Consider the following 15,057-nt stretch of genomic DNA (forward strand, 5'->3'; position numbering starts at 1 on the left):
CCCTGCGCCCACCATAGGGTGCGCGGTGCCAGGACGCCCAGGGGCCGTGCGAGTGACGTGCGCCGCCCGGGGCGACACGGGCGGGGCTGCGGAGCCGCACGAGCGGACCAGGCCGCCGCCCGCCCGGCCGCGGAGCCGAGGCGGGCGGGTGCTGCCGCGCGGGGTCAGCGCCAGCGGGAGAGCAGGACCAGGGAGCCGACCATCGCGCCGAAGCCCACCGCGAGGTTCCAGTAACCCCACGACATCACCGGGTACGCCTGCTCGGAGAGGTAGTACACCACCAGCCAGCCGATGCCGGCGACGATCAGGGCGACCGCCGTGATGGGCAGCCAGACCGGGCTGGGCTTGCGCGTCGCCGCCGTAGCCGTCGGACGCACGTCCGTCGGCGGGGTGTACACCTTCTTCTTGCGGACCTGAGACTTGGGCACGACGCTCTCCAGGGGTGACGACCTCGTCCGGCCTGACAACCGGGCGCGGGGGCGACGGTCCATGGCCAATAATGTTCGACAGCTAGCGTAGTCCTGAACGGCCGTCCTAGCCATGAATGGGGTCAGGCCGATGCACGGAGTGACCGAAATAGGCGGGACTGTTCGGTCACCGCACCGGCCCTCGTCCCGACGGCCGACACCAGACGACGCGGAAGGAACGCTCGGTGGAGTACACATCCGGCGCGGCCTCCTGGCAGAAGGCCCTTCGGCGGGCGGTCGCCGTCCTCCTGCCCAGGCGCCCACGGCAACGGCGTCCCGGCTGGTCGATGGGCGTGCCGCTGATCGCCGCCGCGGCCGGGCTGCTCTTCACCACGAGCGCGACGACCGCCGACGGCACCGCCCTGCGTGAGGACCGCCGCCCCCAGCTCACCCAGCTCATCGAGGACCGCCGCAAGCAGGTCGAGGCGAGCGAGCAGCAGGCCGCTCGGCTGCGGGCACAGGTCGAGAACGCGACCGCCACCCTGGCCGACTCCGACGGCCCGATCAGGGAGCAGCGGGACCGGGCCGCCGCCAGCCGGCAGGCCGCCGGGTTCACCGCGCTGACCGGGACGGGGCTGACCGTCGAGCTCGACGACGCTCCCGGCGGCCCCGACCAGGGCCTGCCCGCCGGCGCGTCGAACGACGACCTGGTGGTCCACCAGCAGGACGTCCAGGCGGTGGTGAACGCGCTCTGGGCCGGCGGCGCGGAGGCCATGTCAATCATGAACGTGCGGGTGCTCACGACCAGCGCGGTACGCTGCGTGGGTAACACCCTGCTGCTGCACGGCCGGGTGTACTCTCCACCGTTCAAGATCGTAGCAATCGGCGATCCCGCTGCCCTCAAGCATGCCCTCGCCGCCTCCGAGGGAGTCCAGTGGTTCATGGACGACGTCCGCGACTTCCACCTGGGGTACCGGGAGACCGTCTCGACGGTCACGGTGCCCGCGTTCGAGGACTCGACGGCCCTGCGCTCCGCGACGGTGCCCCGGTGAGCCGGGCACCGGACGACCGCTGGGACGGCTGGCAGGACGCGCCCCAGCCGCACAACACCGGCGGCCCCTGGCCCGACCCGGTGCTGCCGCCCCGGCCGGCGGCCCCCCAGCCCCCGCAGACGCACCGGCAGCCCGCCCCGCCGCCGTGGGCCGGTGCCGACCCCGGGCGGCCCACGCCGCGTCCGGCCGCCCAGCCGTACGGCCCGCCCGGCGGCCAGGGCGTCGAATCGGGGAGCGGCCACCCGATGGCCCCGGCGGACGCTCCCACGGCCCTCATCCCGACCATCGGCCCCCGCCCGGCCGACCGTCCCACGCCGCCCCCGCCGGCCGCCCCGCTCCAGACCGCGGGCACGCCGGGATCGAGCCCGACTCCGAACCCCGCCGATCCGGCGGCCACCGCGCTGATCCCGGCGGTTCCCGGCCGGAACCCGGCCCGTGGTCCCGGCCTCGACACGACCGCACTCATGGGCGCGGTGCCCCGGCCCCCGGTCTCCGACGACCCCGCCGACGCGGCTCCCACCGAGCCGTCCAAGCTTCGACGCGGCGAACGGGTGATCCAGCTCCGGGCGACGCAGACCGGCGAGGGCTACCGGAGCGTGTACTCCGAGCTGACCCGCCCGTCCGTCTGGTCGCGGCTGCGCACCGGCGTACGGGTCACCGGCGAGTTGATGATCACCTTCGGCCTCGTGGTGCTCCTGTTCGCCGGCTACGAGGTGTGGGGCAAGTCCGCCATCGTCGACGCCCACCAGAACGACCTCTCCCAGCAGCTCGCCCAGGCCTGGGACCCGAGCGACGACCCGACGGTCGCCCCGACCGGCCCGACCACCAAGCCGAAGCCGCCGGCCCACGGCAAGCCGCTCGCCGGGCTGTACATCCCGAAGCTCGACAAGCACTGGGTCGTCGTGGAGGGGGTCACCCAGCAGGACATCCGGTACGCCCCGGGCCACTACCCGGACAGCGCGATGCCGGGTGAGCTGGGCAACTTCTCCGTCGCCGGCCACCGCAACCGCGCCACCTTCTGGCGGCTGGACGAGCTGCACGACGGCGACGCCATCGTGGTCGAGGGCAAGACCGAGTGGTACGTCTACGAGGTGTACAAGAGCCGGATCGTCCGGCCGAACCAGGTCGAGGTGGTCGCGCCGGTGCCGATGGAGCCGGGCGAGCCGCCGAAGAAGCGGCTGCTCACGCTGACCACCTGCAACCCGAAGTTCGACAACTACCAGCGGCTGATCGTCCACGCGGAGCTGAAGCGCACGCAGGCCAAGGCGTCCGGGCGACCGGCGGAGCTGGGGGGCTGAGGCGTGTACGCCTGGATCTGGCGCAAGCTTCCGCTGGGCCTGCCCGGCAAGCTGATCGGCTCGCTCGCGCTCGTCGCCGCGACGGTGGCTCTGCTCTGGTACGTGGTGTTCCCGTGGGCCGAGCCGCTGCTCCCCTTCGACGACGTGCAGGTGACCCAGGACTCCGGCAACCCGGGGGGCGCCGACTCCGGCGTGACCGGGGACACCTCCGGCGACGGGCACGAGCTGCCTTACGACACCCAGCAGAACAACACCCCGCCCCCCTCTCCGAGCAGGTGAACCGATGCGCGTCCTGGTGATCGACAACTACGACTCGTTCGTGTTCAACCTCGTGCAGTACCTCGGCCAGCTCGGCGTGGACTGCGAGGTCCGGCGCAACGACGAGATCGGCCTGGACGAGGTGGGCCGGGCCGGGGCGGCCGGGGTGCTGCTCTCGCCCGGGCCGGGCAGCCCGGACCGGGCCGGCATCTGCCTGGACGTGATCCGCCGGTACGCGGGCGAGCTGCCGATCTTCGGCGTGTGCCTCGGCCACCAGGCGATCGGCGAGGCGTTCGGGGCGACCGTGGCCCGCGCGCCGGAGCTGCTGCACGGCAAGACCTCCGAGGTGCGGCACAAGTCGGTCGGCGTACTGGCCGGGCTGCCGGACCCGTTCACCGCCACCCGCTACCACTCGCTGGCCGTGCTGCCCGAGACGCTGCCGGACGAGCTGGAGGTCACCGGCTGGACGGGCTCCGGGGTGGTGATGGCCATGCGGCACCGCACGCTGCCGGTCGAGGGCGTCCAGTTCCACCCGGAGTCGGTGCTCACCGAGGGCGGGCACCTGATGCTGGCGAACTGGCTGGCGAGCTGCGGCCACCCGGAGGCTCTGGAGCGCGCCCCGGAGTTGGCCGCCGAGGTGGACGCCCGCCGCCGCGCCGCGTTCGCCGCCGCCTGACCCACCGGCGGCCAAGGCGGCACAACGCCGGAAAGCGCGAACCCGGCCCCCTGTCGAGGGCCGGGTTCGGCGTCTGAAGGACTGGTTTGGCGTCAGCCCTCGTTGAGGCGAGCCGGCGGGAACGGGAACAGCCCGCCCCCGCCACCGGTCGGGCTGCTCGACGGCGTCGGCGTCGACTCGGACGGCTCCGCGGTAGGCAGCGGGATGGAGACCTCGATGGTGACGGTCTTCCCCTTCTCCAGCTTCGCGCCGGGGGCCGGGCTCTGGCCGGTCACCCGGCCGGCCTGGTCCGCCGGCACCTCGTCGCCGTCGCGGACCTGCACGTTGTAGCCGGCCTGCCGGAGCTCCCGCCTCGCCTCATCCTCCGTCAGCCCGGTGACGCGCGGCACATCGCGGATGTTGCCCCGGGAGACCTCCACGGTCACCTCGGTGTCCTCGGGGACCCTGGTGCCCTCCTTCGGGGTCACCTTCGTCACCGTCCCCTCCGGCTGCGCACTGTCGACCGGCTTCTCCTTCACCACGAGCTTCAGGCCCTCGAGCTGCTGCTCGACGTTCTTGAACTGGGATCCGACGAGGGCGTCCGGGATGGTCACCTCGGGCTTGCCGCCGCAGAGCTGGAAGGTGACCCCCTGGCCCTCCTCCAGTTCGGTGTCCGGAGCCGGGTTCTGCTGGGCGACCGTGTCGACCTTGCAGGTGCTGTTGAAGACCTGCTCGCCCTCCGTGGGCACCAGCCCCGCGCTCTGGATCTCGGCCACGGCCGCGTCCTTGGCCTTGCCCTCCAGGCTCGGCACCCGGACCTTCCCGGCGCCCTGGCTGAGCAGGATGCCGGCGACCAGGGCGATCACCGCGAGCACGCCGAGGGCGGCGAAGACGGCGATCACCCAGGAGGAGCTCTTCCGCTTGCGCGGGTCGCCGACCCGGGCCGGCACCTGCTGCCGGGTCTGCGGGCCCAACACCTGGGTCTGGTAACCCCCCGCGGCGGCCTGCGCCATCGGGACGGTCTCGCTCTCGCGCATCACCGGGGTGGCCAGCACCGGTCGACCGGCGGCCGCGCGGAGCAGGTCCGCGCGCATCTCCCCGGCGCTCTGGTAACGGTTGAGCGGGTTCTTGGACAGCGCCTTGAGCACGATCGCGTCGATCGCCGGGGTCACGTCCGGGTTGATGTCGCTGGGCGTCGGCGGGGCCTCCCGCACGTGCTGGTACGCCACGCTGACCGGGCTGTCCCCGACGAACGGCGGGTGCCCGCAGAGCAGCTCGAACAGCACACAGCCGGCGGCGTACACGTCGGAGCGGGCGTCGACCGCCTCGCCGCGCGCCTGCTCCGGGGAGAGGTACTGCGCGGTGCCGATGACGGCACTGGTCTGGGTCATCGTGGTGGCGCCGCTGGCCAACGCCCGGGCGATGCCGAAGTCCATCACCTTGACCTGGCCGGTCTGCGTGAGCATCACGTTGCCCGGCTTGATGTCCCGGTGGATGATGCCGTGCCGGTGGCTGAACTCCAGCGCGGCGCACATGTCGGCGCAGATCTCCAGCGCCCGGCGCGGCTGGAGCCGGCCCTCGGCGCCCAGCACCTCCTTGAGGGTCCGCCCGTTGACGAACTCCATCACGATGAACGGCAGTGTCTCGCCGGTCGGCGCGGTCTCCTCGCCGGTGTCGTACACGGCGACGATGGCAGGGTGGTTGAGGGACGCGGCGTTCTGCGCCTCGCGGCGGAACCGCATCTGGAACGTCGCGTCCCGGGCCAGGTCGGTCCGGAGCATCTTGATCGCGACGTCCCGACCGAGCCGGAGGTCGCGGCCGCGGTGCACCTCGGCCATGCCGCCGTAGCCGAGCAACTCGCCGACCTGGTACCTGCCACCGAGCAGGCGGGCCTGCGCTGTCATCGCGTCTGTCGTCCTTCGCTCGTCGTCGTCTCGCCGCCGCCCGGCAGGAGCCGTTCCATCCGACGGTACGACGTGTCGGGAGCATCGTCGCGTCCGTCGGTCCTCAGCGCGCCGGACGTCACTGTCCGTGGGCCGAGGTCCCCCGCACCGGTGTTCTTCCGCAGGTTGTAGGAAAGCACGCCCGAACAGATCAGAACCAGCACGGCCAGCAGCAGCACGAGCAGCACCTTGCCCGGCCCGCCACGCGCCGGCGGGGCGGGCGGCAGGCCGGGCTGACGGGCGTACGCCGGGCCGGCCGGGTGGACCGGGGCCGCCGGCACCGCCGCGGCCCCGCGCGGGTACGCCGGAGTGGCGACCACCGGCGGGCGCGGCGCGGCGACCGGCGGGTGTGCCGGCTGGTGGGCGACCGGCGGGCGGGGCTGCGGCGGCGCGGACGCCGCCACCGGCCGCTGCGCGACCGCGGGCGGGCGGGGCTGCTGGTGCGACACGGGCCGGACCTGGGCGCGGGCCTGCGGGCCGGCCGGGGACGCCGGCGCGGCCGAGACCTGGCCGAGGTGTCCGCCGGTACGGGACTGCTGGCCGAGGGTCAGTTTCGCCTGCCGGGCCACCCCCGCCAGGGCGGCCGCGCTGGGCCAGCGGGCGGCCGGGTCCTTCGCCATCGCCCGCTCGACGATCGCCCGGACCTGCGGCGGGATGTCCGCCGGCAGCGGCCGGGGAGCGTCCCGAACGTGCCTCATGGCGATTTCGAGCGGATTGTCACCCTCGAACGGCCGCCGCCCGGCCAGGCACTGGTACGCGACCACGCCGAGGGCGTACACGTCGGAGGCCGGCGTGGCGACCGCGCCGGTGGCCTGCTCCGGCGAGATGTACGACGCGGTGCCGAGCACCGAGCCGGCGGCGGTGAGCTGCCCGACCAGGTCGGACCGGGCGATGCCGAAATCGGTGAGCACGAGGGTGCCGTTGGGCCGGACGAGCAGGTTGCCCGGCTTCACGTCCCGGTGCACGATCCCCTTGAGGTGCGCGGCGTGCAGCGCGTCGGCGGCCTGCGCGACCAGGGCCATGGTGCGGGCCGGGGTGAGCCGGCCCACCCGGCTGAGCGTGGCGGAGAGCGGGTCACCCTCCACGTACTCCATCACCAGGAAGGCGATCTGCTGGTCGCTGCCGAAGTCGTAGACGTCCACCACCCCGGGGTGGTTGATGGTGGCCATCGTGCGGGCCTCGCCCCGGAACCGCTCGGCAAAGCCCGGCTCGTCGAGCAGCGCCGGGAGCAGGCTCTTCACCGCGACCGTACGCCCCAGCACCTGGTCGGTGCCGCGCCACACGTCGCCCATGCCGCCGCTGGCGATCCGCTCGTCGAGGCGGTAGCGGTTGCCGAGCTGGACGCCGGGGCTGAGCATGTCAGCGGCCCCCGGCGTCGGCGGCGGCCGCCTGCATGATCTTGCCGGCGATCCGGGCCGCCTCCGCGCTTCCGCCGCTGCCCGCCTGCTCCAGCACCACGCAGACCGCGGAGACCGGGGTGCCGTTCTTGTCGAGGGCGAAGCCGATGAACCAGCCGTGGTCGGGGCGGTCCGGGGCGGACTGGGCGGTGCCGGTCTTGCCGCCGACCGTGTAGCCGTTGAAGCGCGCGTTGCGGCCGGTGCCGCCCTCGACCACGCCGACCATCATGTCGCGCAGGTCCGACGCGACCTGCGCGCTGACCGGCTCCCGCAGCTTCTTCGGGTCGGCGGTGTAGGTGGTGGTGCGGTCCGGCGCGAGGAGCTGCTTCACCAGGTACGGCCGCATCTGCGTGCCGTTGTTGGCGACCGCCCCGGCGATCAGGGCGCCCTGCAGCGGGGTCATCCGCACGTTGTTCTGCCCGATCGAGGACTGGGCCAGCGCGGCCGGGTCGGTGCCGCCGTCCGGGTTCTGCATGTCCCCGGTGCGGCTGGCCGCCACGGACAGGCCGCCCTTGCCGAGCTGCCCGACCGAGAGGTCGTCCTGCTCGAAGCCGAACTGGCGGGCCTTCTCCTTGACCGTGTCCGCGCCCAGCCGCACGCCCAGTTGGGCGAAGCCGGTGTTGCAGGACTCCCGGACCGCCTCGGCCAGGGACACCTCCGACTCGGGGCAGATCCCCGGCGCGGCGTTGCGGATCGGGGTGCCCGAGGTCGGCGCGGTGTAGCTGGAGCCGGCCGGGATCTTGGTGTTCTTGCCGATGCCGTTCTCCAGCGCGGCGGCGGCCATCACGACCTTGAAGGTGGAGCCCGGGGGCAGCACCTCCTCCAGCGCCCGGTTCGTCAGCGGCTTGTCCGAATCCTTGTCCAGCTTGTCGTACGCCGCCTGCGCCTCTTCCGAGTCGTGGCTGGCCAGCGGGTTCGGGTCGAAGCTCGGCATGGAGACCAGCGCCTGCACCGCCCCGGTACGCGGGTCGATCGCGATCGCCGCGCCCTTCTTCGCGCCGACCTGGTTGTCGGCCAACCCGTTGTACGCCGCGTCCTGGGCCCGCTTGGACAGGGTCAGCAGCACGTTGCCGCCGCCGGTCTCGTTGCCGGTGAACATGTCCTTGATCCGGTTGGCGATCAGCGCGTCGCTGGTGCCGGCCAGGTAGTCGTTCTCGACCTGCTCGATGCCGCGCTCGGCCAGGTTGACCGGCTTGTAGCCGAGCACGTGCGCGTACTTCTCCCCGCCGGGGTAGGTGCGCAGGTACCTGTACTTGCCGTCGGTCTCCTTGCTGGTGGCCAGCGCCGTGCCGCCGGCCTCGATGTTGCCCCGCCGGTGCTTGTACTCGGCCACCTGGACGCGACCGTTGTAGTCGCTGTTGCGGTATTCGTCGGCCTTGTACGCCTGGATCCAGTTCAGGTTGGCGAAGAGCAGGCCGAACAGGACCATGACGACCACACCGACGCGGCGCAGGGGTGCGTTCACGTGCGGATCACCTCCGTGGGGGCCCCGTGCAGCTGCTCCGGCGGGCCGCCCCCGGGTCGGGCCGCCGGGCCGGGGGTCACCGGCCGACGGGCGGCGTCGGAAACCCGCAGCAGCACCGCGATGAGCAGCCAGTTCGCCATCAGCGACGAACCACCGGCGGAGAGGAACGGGGTGGTCTGCCCGGTCAGCGGGATGAGCTTGCTGATCCCGCCCACGATCACGAAGACCTGGAGGCCCAGGGTGAAGGCCAGGCCGCCGGCGAGCAGCTTGCCGAACGAGTCCCGGACGGCCAGCGCGGCGCGCAGCCCCCGCTCCACGATCAGCAGGTAGACCACCAGCAGGGCGGAGAGCCCGAACAGGCCGATCTCCTCGCCGATGCCGGCGAAGATGAAGTCGTTCTGCACCTCCGGGATCTCCAGCGGCTCCCCGCCGCCCGGGCCGGAGCCGAACAGGCCGCCGCTGCCGAGCCCGAGCAGCCCCTGGACGAGCTGGTAGCCGTCGTCGTACGGCTTGGCGAACGGGTCCAGCCAGATCTCGGCCCGCAGGTGGAAGTTCGCGAACGGCCCGCCGATGGTGCCGCCCAGCACGTACGCCAGGTACGCGCCGCCGAAGAACAGGAGCAGGCCGATCAGCAGCCAACTGACCCGCTCGGTGGCGATGTACAGGGTCACCACGAACATGCCGAAGTACAGCAGCGACGTGCCGAGGTCCTTCTCGAAGACGAGCACCAGCAGGCTCAGCGCCCAGACCGCGAGCACGGGCCCGAGGTCGCGCCCACGGGGGAAGTCGATGCCGAGCACCCGGCGGCTGGCCAGCGACAGCACCTCACGCTTGCGCACCAGGTAGTAGGCGAAGAAGGCGAGCAGCGCCAGCTTGGCGAACTCACCCGGCTGGATGGTGAAGCCGCCGACCTTGATCCACAGCTTCGCGCCGTAGATCTCCGAGTACTTCGCGGGCAGCACCGCTGGGATCATCACCAGCACGATGCCGGCCAGGCCCAGCGTGTACGCGTACCGGGAGACCGCGCGGTGGTCGCGCATGAGCGCGAGGAGCCCGGCGGCGAGGACCACCGCGGCCAGCGTCCAGGCGAACTGCCGCCCACCCTGCCCGGCGAAGATGGCCAGCGACTCCCGGTCCTCCGGGGCGGCCCTGCCCAGGTCGAGCCGGCGCAGGAAGCCCACGCCGATCCCGTTGAGCAGCGCCACCGCCGGCAGCAGGGCCGGGTCGGCGAACGGCGCCAGGAACCGGATGGCCACGTGCAGGGCGAGGAAGACCGCGGCCAGCACCGCCGCCGGGACCCAGAAGTCCGGGGTGACCGTGTCGAGCACGGTCGCCTCGACCGTCGCCCCGTACGCGGCGACCAGGACCAGCGCCAGCAGCAGCAGCGACAGCTCGGCGTTGCGGCGGGACCGGGCCAGGCGTACGCCGGGCTGCTCGCCCGTCGCGCCGGGCGAGGCTGCCGGTGTGGCCGTTGCGGTCACGGATGCGTCCTCGGATTCTCAGCCGACGCTCACTCCGGCGACCGGCATCCGGCCGGATCGGCCGGCGGGGCGGTGTCGGAGGGCGGCGCGTCGGGTGTGGTGGTGGGCGCGGGGGCGATGGCGCTGGGGGAGACGGACGGCCGGCCGCTGGCGGCGGCGGTACGGCTCGCGCTCGGAGTGGCCGCCGGCGGGGTCGGGGCGGCCGTCACCGGGGCAGGCATGGCGGTGGGGCTGGGCGGGCACATCGGCTTGAGGTTCGGGTTGTTCGGGTCGTCGCTGGTCAGCTCGGCCAGCCGGCGCTCGGCGTCGGGCTCGCTCCTGGCGGGGATGCCCTGCTTGACCTGCTCCTGAGCGGCCAGGGTGAGGTCGTCCAGCTTGGCGGGGCTGGTGGAGTGCACGGCGGAGAGGTCCAGGCCGGCGACCTGGCCCTGGACGCCCCGGAAGACGGCCACCCGGCCGTCCTCGGTGGCCCCGACGTAGTACTGCCGCTGGGTGTAGCTCCACCCGCCGAACAGCGCACCGCCGAGGATGACCAGCAGGGCCACGAGCATGGCCACGGCCCGCAGCGGGTGGCGCCGCGGGCGGTCCGCGTCGTCGTCGACGTCCGCCGGGTCCTCCGGCGCCGGCGGACGCGGCGCGGAGAGCGCCGACGCGCGGGCGGCGGGGGTGGAGACGTCGGCGGACGTGGCCATCCCCCGGTCGCGGGCGGCGGCGCCGCCGACGATCGGGCTCGCCTCGACGATGTCCGCGTCGGTGGCGTCCGCGATGATCACGGTGATGTTGTCCGGGCCGCCGCCGCGCAGCGCGAGCTGCACCAGCCGCTCGACGCACTGCTGCGGGTCGGCGTACTCGCGCATGGTGTCGGCGATCGTCTCGGCACTGACCACGCCGGAGAGGCCGTCGCTACAGATCAGGTAGCGGTCGCCGGGCAGCACCTGCCGGACGCTGTACTCCGGGTCGATGTCGCGGCCGTCGAGCGCCCGGGTGAGCAGCGAGCGCTGGGGGTGGCTGCTCGCCTCCTCGGCGCTGATCCGCCCCTCGTCGACGAGCATCTGGACGTACGTGTCGTCCTTGGTGATCTGCGCGAACTCGCCGTTGCGCAGGAGATACGCCCGCGAGTCACCGATGTGCACCATTCCCAGCTTGCTGCCGGAGAAGAGGGTGGCGGTGAGCGTGGTGCCCATCCCCTCCAGCTGCGGGTTGGCGTCCACGGTGTCGCGGAGTTGCTGGTTGGCGGTGCCCACGGCGGAACGCAGCGCGTCGACGAGGGCGTCGCCAGGGACGTCCTCGTCGAGTGGCGCCATGGCACCGATGACGATGTTGCTGGCGACGTCACCGGCGGCCATGCCGCCCATGCCGTCGGCGACGGCGAGAAGCCGCGGCCCGGCGTAGACGGAGTCCTGGTTACCGTCTCGGATCAGACCGCGGTCGCTGTGGGCCGCATAGCGCAGGGTCAGAGTCATGGCCGTAATTCGAGAGAGGTGCGGCCGATCCGGATCGGCACGCCGAGGGGGACGGGGGTCGGTCCGGTGACCTTAGCGCGATCCAGGTAGGTGCCGTTAGTCGAACCGAGGTCCTCGACGAACCACTGGCCCTCCCGCGGCACGAGCCGGGCGTGCCGCGCCGAGGCGTAGTCGTCGGTGATGACGAGGGTGGAATCCTCGGCCCGACCGATGGTGATCTGGGACTCTCCCAGGGTGATCCGGGTGCCGGCCAGCTGACCCGCGGTCACCACGAGCTGGTGCGCGGCCCTGCCCCGCTTCACCTTCGCCGGCTTCGCCGCCTGCCCGGTCGAGGCCCCCACACCCCGGGGTGCGGCGACCAGTCGGCCCGACCGGGCGCCGGCGAACAGGTCCCGGCGGATCACGCCGACCACCGTGAACACGAAGATCCACAGCAGGATGAGGAACCCGAACCGGGCGACGGTGATGACGAGTTCCGGCAAGGCGGATCAGCCGTCCACGCGGAAGGTCAGGGTGGTGGTGCCGAGCTGGATCATGTCGCCGGGGTTGAGCGCCACGGCCGACACCCGCTGGCCGTTGACCATGGTGCCGTTGGTCGAGCCGAGGTCGGTCAGCACGACCTGACCGCCGTCGAAGTCCAGCCGCGCGTGGCGGCGGGAGATGCCGACGTCGGGCAGGCGCAGGTTCGCCTGGTCGCCGCGGCCGATGACCGTCGAGCCCATCTGGAGAGGGTAGGTGCGGCCGTCGCCGGAGACCAGCCGGACGTTGCGCCCGCCGCCGTGCCCGGGCGGGGGGCCGTAGCCGCCACCCTGGTCGTAGGCCGGGTACGCGGGCGGGCCGGCGTCATAGCCGCCCTGGTCGTAGCCGCCGGGCGCCGAGACCGGGGCGACGTCGCCACCGGTGTAGACCTCGGCGGTCACCCGGAACATGCCCGTGTCCAAGCCCTCGCCACGCTCGATCTCGACGATCACGTCGCCGTAGACCGTCCACGCCTGCTCGCCGATGAACTCCGCCTGCGACTGGGCCAGCTCCTGGGCCAGCGCGGCGGCGTACGGCGCCAGACGACTGTGGTCGTACGGCGAGAGGTCGATCACGTAGCGGTTGGGCACCAACGTGCGCCCGCCGGCCAGGATCGCCTTGTGCGCCTCGGCCTCCCGCTGCATGGCGTTGAGGATCTCCACGGGGTGGACCACCCCTTTGAAGACCTTGGCGAAGGCTCCCTCCACCAGGCCTTCCAGACGCTTCTCGAAGCGTTGCAGCACGCTCACCGGCTCCTCCTCGGGTCCCGAGGACATGATGGTATCCGGCCGGCGCGCGCGCAGCTCACACGCCGCTCGGCCGGCCGTGGCCGGTCCGTTCCGAGGGGCCTCCCCGGGCGTGCTACAGTTTCGTCCGCCGCGAGCGATAACCGGTCGTGGCGAGGGCCGAGGAGGCCGTAGGATGTGCCGAGCCCGCTGGCGACAGCGGCACCGGGGCAGGCTACAGTTTCCCAGGTCAGGCCACGGGGAAGTGGCGGAATGGCAGACGCGCACGGTTCAGGTCCGTGTGCCCGAAAGGGCGTGAGGGTTCAACTCCCTCCTTCCCCACCAGCACGAGGGCTCCGCGCGATCGCGGGGCCCTCGCTTCGTGTCGGGGCCGTCCATCGCATCGGCGGCCGTGCCGGACGTCACGCTATGCTCCGAATCGTTCCCTGCCTCCGATGGACCAGGAGTGGCGTGTGAGTGTCGCGTTGGTGACCGGGTCGGGCGGCCTGATCGGCTCCGAGGCGGTCCGGCACTTCGCCGGCCTCGGTCTCGACGTCGTCGGCATCGACAACGACATGCGGCAGGAGTTCTTCGGCGCGGAGGCGTCGACCGCGTGGAACGTCCGTCGGCTGAGTGACGAGCTGGGCGGGGCGTACACGCACCACAGCATCGACATCCGGGACCGCGACTCGCTGGCGAAGCTGTTCGCCCGGTACGGCCGCGACATCGCCGTGGTGATCCACACCGCCGCGCAGCCGTCGCACGACTGGGCGGTCCAGGACCCGTTCACCGACTTCGACGTCAACGCCGTGGGCACCCTCAACGTGCTCCAGAACGTCCGCGAGCACTGCCTCGAGGCGCCAGTGATCCACTGCTCGACCAACAAGGTGTACGGCGACCGGCCGAACAGCCTTCCCCTGGTCGAGCTGGAGACCCGCTGGGAGATCGAGCCGGGCCACCCGTACGAGCAGGGCATCCGCGAGGACATGTCGATCGACGCGTGCCTGCACTCGGTCTTCGGCGCCTCGAAGGTGGCCGCGGACGTGATGGTGCAGGAGTACGGCCGCTACTTCGGCATGCGCACGGCCTGCTTCCGGGGTGGGACGCTGACCGGCCCGGCGCACTCCGCGACCGAGCTGCACGGCTTCCTCGGGTACGTCATGCGGGCCAACATGGAACGCCGGACGTACCGGATCTTCGGCTACCAGGGCAAGCAGGTGCGCGACGCCATCCACAGCTCCGACGTGGTGTCCGCGTTCGAGGCGTTCTTCCGCAACCCGCGCTCCGCCGCGGTCTACAACCTGGGCGGCGGCCGGCACTCGAACACCTCGAACCGGGAGGCGTTCGCGCTGGCCGAGCGGATCAGCGGGCAGGAGATGATCACCGAGTACGTCGAGGCGAACCGGATCGGCGACCACAAGTGGTGGATCGGCTCCAACGAGGCGTTCCAGGCCGACTACCCGGACTGGAAGCAGGTCTACGACGTACCCATGATCATGCGTGAGATCTACGAGGCCAACGTGGACAAGTGGGTGCCGAAGGCATGACCGCCACCAAGCGCAACGTCCTCGGCGTCCTGGTGGACGCCACCGACTACGAATCGGCGACCGAGCAGGTGCTGGCGGCGGCACGGGAGCGCCGGCCCCTGGCGCTGACCGCGCTCGCCGTGCACGGCGTGATGACCGGCGTCCTCGATCCGGCCCACAACGCCCGGCTCAACTCGTTCGACGTGGTCACCCCGGACGGACAGCCGGTGCGCTGGGCCCTGAACCTGCTGCACCGGGCCAACCTCGCCGACCGGGTCTACGGTCCGCTGCTGACCCTGCACGTGCTGCGGCGGTTCGCCGACGAGGGCCTGCCGGTCTACCTCTACGGCTCCACCGAGGAGACCCTGTCCCGGCTCATCCCGGCGCTGGAGCGGATGTTCCCGGCACTCAAGATCGCCGGGGTGGAGCCGTCGAAGTTCCGCGCCGTGCAGCCGGGCGAGGACGTGGAGATCGCCGACCGGATCAGGGCCAGCGGTGCCCGGCTCGTCCTGGTCGGGCTCGGCTGCCCACGCCAGGAGATCTTCACGTACGCCATGCGGCCGCTGCTCGACATGCCGCTGATGGCGGTCGGGGCGGCCTTCGACTACCACGCCGGCCTGCTCAAGCGGCCCCCTGCCTGGATGCAGCGGGCGGGCCTGGAGTGGTTCTGGCGGCTGGGCCTGGAGCCCAAGCGGCTCTGGCGCCGCTACGTCATCCTCAACCCGGCCTACCTCGGGCGCCTGGCGGCGCAGAAGACCGGGCTGTGGAAGGCGAAGCCGCCCACCCCGGCCACCGAGCGCCCCGCCACGTTCGCCGTCTGACCGGGCTCACCCGACCGGACACGTCGGCCGTCACCGCACCTCGGCCG

At 72.6% G+C, this 15,057-nt stretch carries 14 protein-coding genes and 1 tRNA gene; 7 read left to right on the forward strand and 8 right to left on the reverse strand.

Going from position 1 to position 15,057, the window contains the following annotated elements:
- Positions 1-164: 164 nt before the first annotated feature.
- Positions 165-428 carry a cell division protein CrgA gene (locus tag ABGB16_RS02830; protein ID WP_117668059.1) on the reverse strand — a complete coding sequence of 88 codons (264 nt, stop codon included), beginning with the start codon at positions 426-428 and terminating at the stop codon, positions 165-167.
- A 224-nt stretch (positions 429-652) separates the two neighbouring features.
- On the opposite strand from ABGB16_RS02830, the gene ABGB16_RS02835 reads away from it, so the two are divergent.
- Genes ABGB16_RS02835 through ABGB16_RS02850 form a run of 4 tightly spaced genes read left to right on the forward strand, consistent with a single transcriptional unit; the run spans position 653 to position 3,691 of the window.
- Positions 653-1,459, forward strand: a complete 807-nt coding sequence (locus ABGB16_RS02835; RefSeq protein ID WP_347666367.1) for a DUF881 domain-containing protein — start codon at positions 653-655, stop codon at positions 1,457-1,459.
- On the forward strand, positions 1,456-2,757 hold the full coding sequence (locus ABGB16_RS02840; RefSeq protein ID WP_347666368.1) for a class E sortase: 1,302 nt from the start codon (positions 1,456-1,458) through the stop codon (positions 2,755-2,757). The genes ABGB16_RS02835 and ABGB16_RS02840 overlap by 4 nt, the downstream gene beginning before the upstream one ends.
- 3 nt (positions 2,758-2,760) lie before the next feature.
- Positions 2,761-3,036 carry a hypothetical protein gene (locus tag ABGB16_RS02845; protein WP_347666369.1) on the forward strand — a complete coding sequence of 92 codons (276 nt, stop codon included), beginning with the start codon at positions 2,761-2,763 and terminating at the stop codon, positions 3,034-3,036.
- Positions 3,037-3,040: 4 nt separating this feature from the next.
- Entirely contained in the window at positions 3,041-3,691 is a 651-nt protein-coding gene (locus ABGB16_RS02850) for an aminodeoxychorismate/anthranilate synthase component II (RefSeq protein WP_347666370.1), read from the forward strand.
- A gap of 92 nt (positions 3,692-3,783) precedes the next feature.
- On the opposite strand, the gene pknB is transcribed toward ABGB16_RS02850, so the two are convergent.
- From pknB to ABGB16_RS02885, 7 genes are read right to left on the reverse strand one after another with little or no spacing between them, the layout of a single operon-like run.
- Positions 3,784-5,574, reverse strand: a complete 1,791-nt coding sequence (gene pknB, locus ABGB16_RS02855) for a Stk1 family PASTA domain-containing Ser/Thr kinase (protein WP_347666371.1) — start codon at positions 5,572-5,574, stop codon at positions 3,784-3,786.
- A complete protein-coding gene (locus ABGB16_RS02860; protein ID WP_347666372.1) occupies positions 5,571-6,971 on the reverse strand; it encodes a protein kinase in 1,401 nt (466 codons plus the stop codon). Before ABGB16_RS02860 ends, pknB begins: the two co-directional genes overlap by 4 nt.
- 1 nt (position 6,972) lies before the next feature.
- Positions 6,973-8,475, reverse strand: coding sequence for a penicillin-binding protein 2 (locus ABGB16_RS02865; protein WP_347666373.1), 1,503 nt, complete (start codon positions 8,473-8,475; stop codon positions 6,973-6,975).
- Complete coding sequence (locus ABGB16_RS02870) at positions 8,472-9,956, reverse strand: FtsW/RodA/SpoVE family cell cycle protein (RefSeq protein WP_347666374.1); 1,485 nt, start codon at positions 9,954-9,956, stop codon at positions 8,472-8,474. Before ABGB16_RS02870 ends, ABGB16_RS02865 begins: the two co-directional genes overlap by 4 nt.
- A gap of 29 nt (positions 9,957-9,985) precedes the next feature.
- A complete protein-coding gene (locus ABGB16_RS02875; protein WP_347666375.1) occupies positions 9,986-11,419 on the reverse strand; it encodes a PP2C family serine/threonine-protein phosphatase in 1,434 nt (477 codons plus the stop codon).
- The gene (locus ABGB16_RS02880; protein WP_347666376.1) at positions 11,416-11,901 is read right to left on the reverse strand and encodes an FHA domain-containing protein; all 486 of its coding nucleotides are present in this window, start codon (positions 11,899-11,901) and stop codon (positions 11,416-11,418) included. Before ABGB16_RS02880 ends, ABGB16_RS02875 begins: the two co-directional genes overlap by 4 nt.
- 6 nt (positions 11,902-11,907) lie before the next feature.
- Positions 11,908-12,714 (reverse strand): DUF3662 and FHA domain-containing protein, encoded by an 807-nt coding sequence (locus tag ABGB16_RS02885; RefSeq protein WP_347666377.1) that lies wholly within the window; start codon positions 12,712-12,714, stop codon positions 11,908-11,910.
- Positions 12,715-12,922: 208 nt separating this feature from the next.
- On the opposite strand from ABGB16_RS02885, the gene ABGB16_RS02890 reads away from it, so the two are divergent.
- The 3 genes from ABGB16_RS02890 (at position 12,923) to ABGB16_RS02900 (ending at position 15,010) form a co-directional block, all read left to right on the forward strand.
- A tRNA-Leu gene (locus ABGB16_RS02890) sits at positions 12,923-13,008 on the forward strand.
- A gap of 128 nt (positions 13,009-13,136) precedes the next feature.
- Positions 13,137-14,210: an NAD-dependent epimerase/dehydratase family protein gene (locus tag ABGB16_RS02895; RefSeq protein ID WP_347666378.1), complete on the forward strand. Its 1,074-nt coding sequence runs from the start codon at positions 13,137-13,139 to the stop codon at positions 14,208-14,210.
- Positions 14,207-15,010 (forward strand): WecB/TagA/CpsF family glycosyltransferase, encoded by an 804-nt coding sequence (locus tag ABGB16_RS02900; protein ID WP_347666379.1) that lies wholly within the window; start codon positions 14,207-14,209, stop codon positions 15,008-15,010. Before ABGB16_RS02895 ends, ABGB16_RS02900 begins: the two co-directional genes overlap by 4 nt.
- The last annotated feature ends 47 nt before the right edge of the window (positions 15,011-15,057 follow it).

The organism is Micromonospora sp. B11E3 (assembly GCF_039871625.1).
GTDB lineage: Bacteria > Actinomycetota > Actinomycetes > Mycobacteriales > Micromonosporaceae > Micromonospora.

Coding starts and splice junctions, on each gene's coding strand:
- ABGB16_RS02885 (WP_347666377.1), bottom strand. CDS start 12,714: ATGTCCTCGGGACCCGAGGAGGAGCCGGTGAGCGTGCTGCAACGCTTC.
- pknB (WP_347666371.1), bottom strand. CDS start 5,574: ATGACAGCGCAGGCCCGCCTGCTCGGTGGCAGGTACCAGGTCGGCGAG.
- ABGB16_RS02900 (WP_347666379.1), top strand. CDS start 14,207: ATGACCGCCACCAAGCGCAACGTCCTCGGCGTCCTGGTGGACGCCACC.
- ABGB16_RS02850 (WP_347666370.1), top strand. CDS start 3,041: ATGCGCGTCCTGGTGATCGACAACTACGACTCGTTCGTGTTCAACCTC.
- ABGB16_RS02875 (WP_347666375.1), bottom strand. CDS start 11,419: ATGACTCTGACCCTGCGCTATGCGGCCCACAGCGACCGCGGTCTGATC.
- ABGB16_RS02860 (WP_347666372.1), bottom strand. CDS start 6,971: ATGCTCAGCCCCGGCGTCCAGCTCGGCAACCGCTACCGCCTCGACGAG.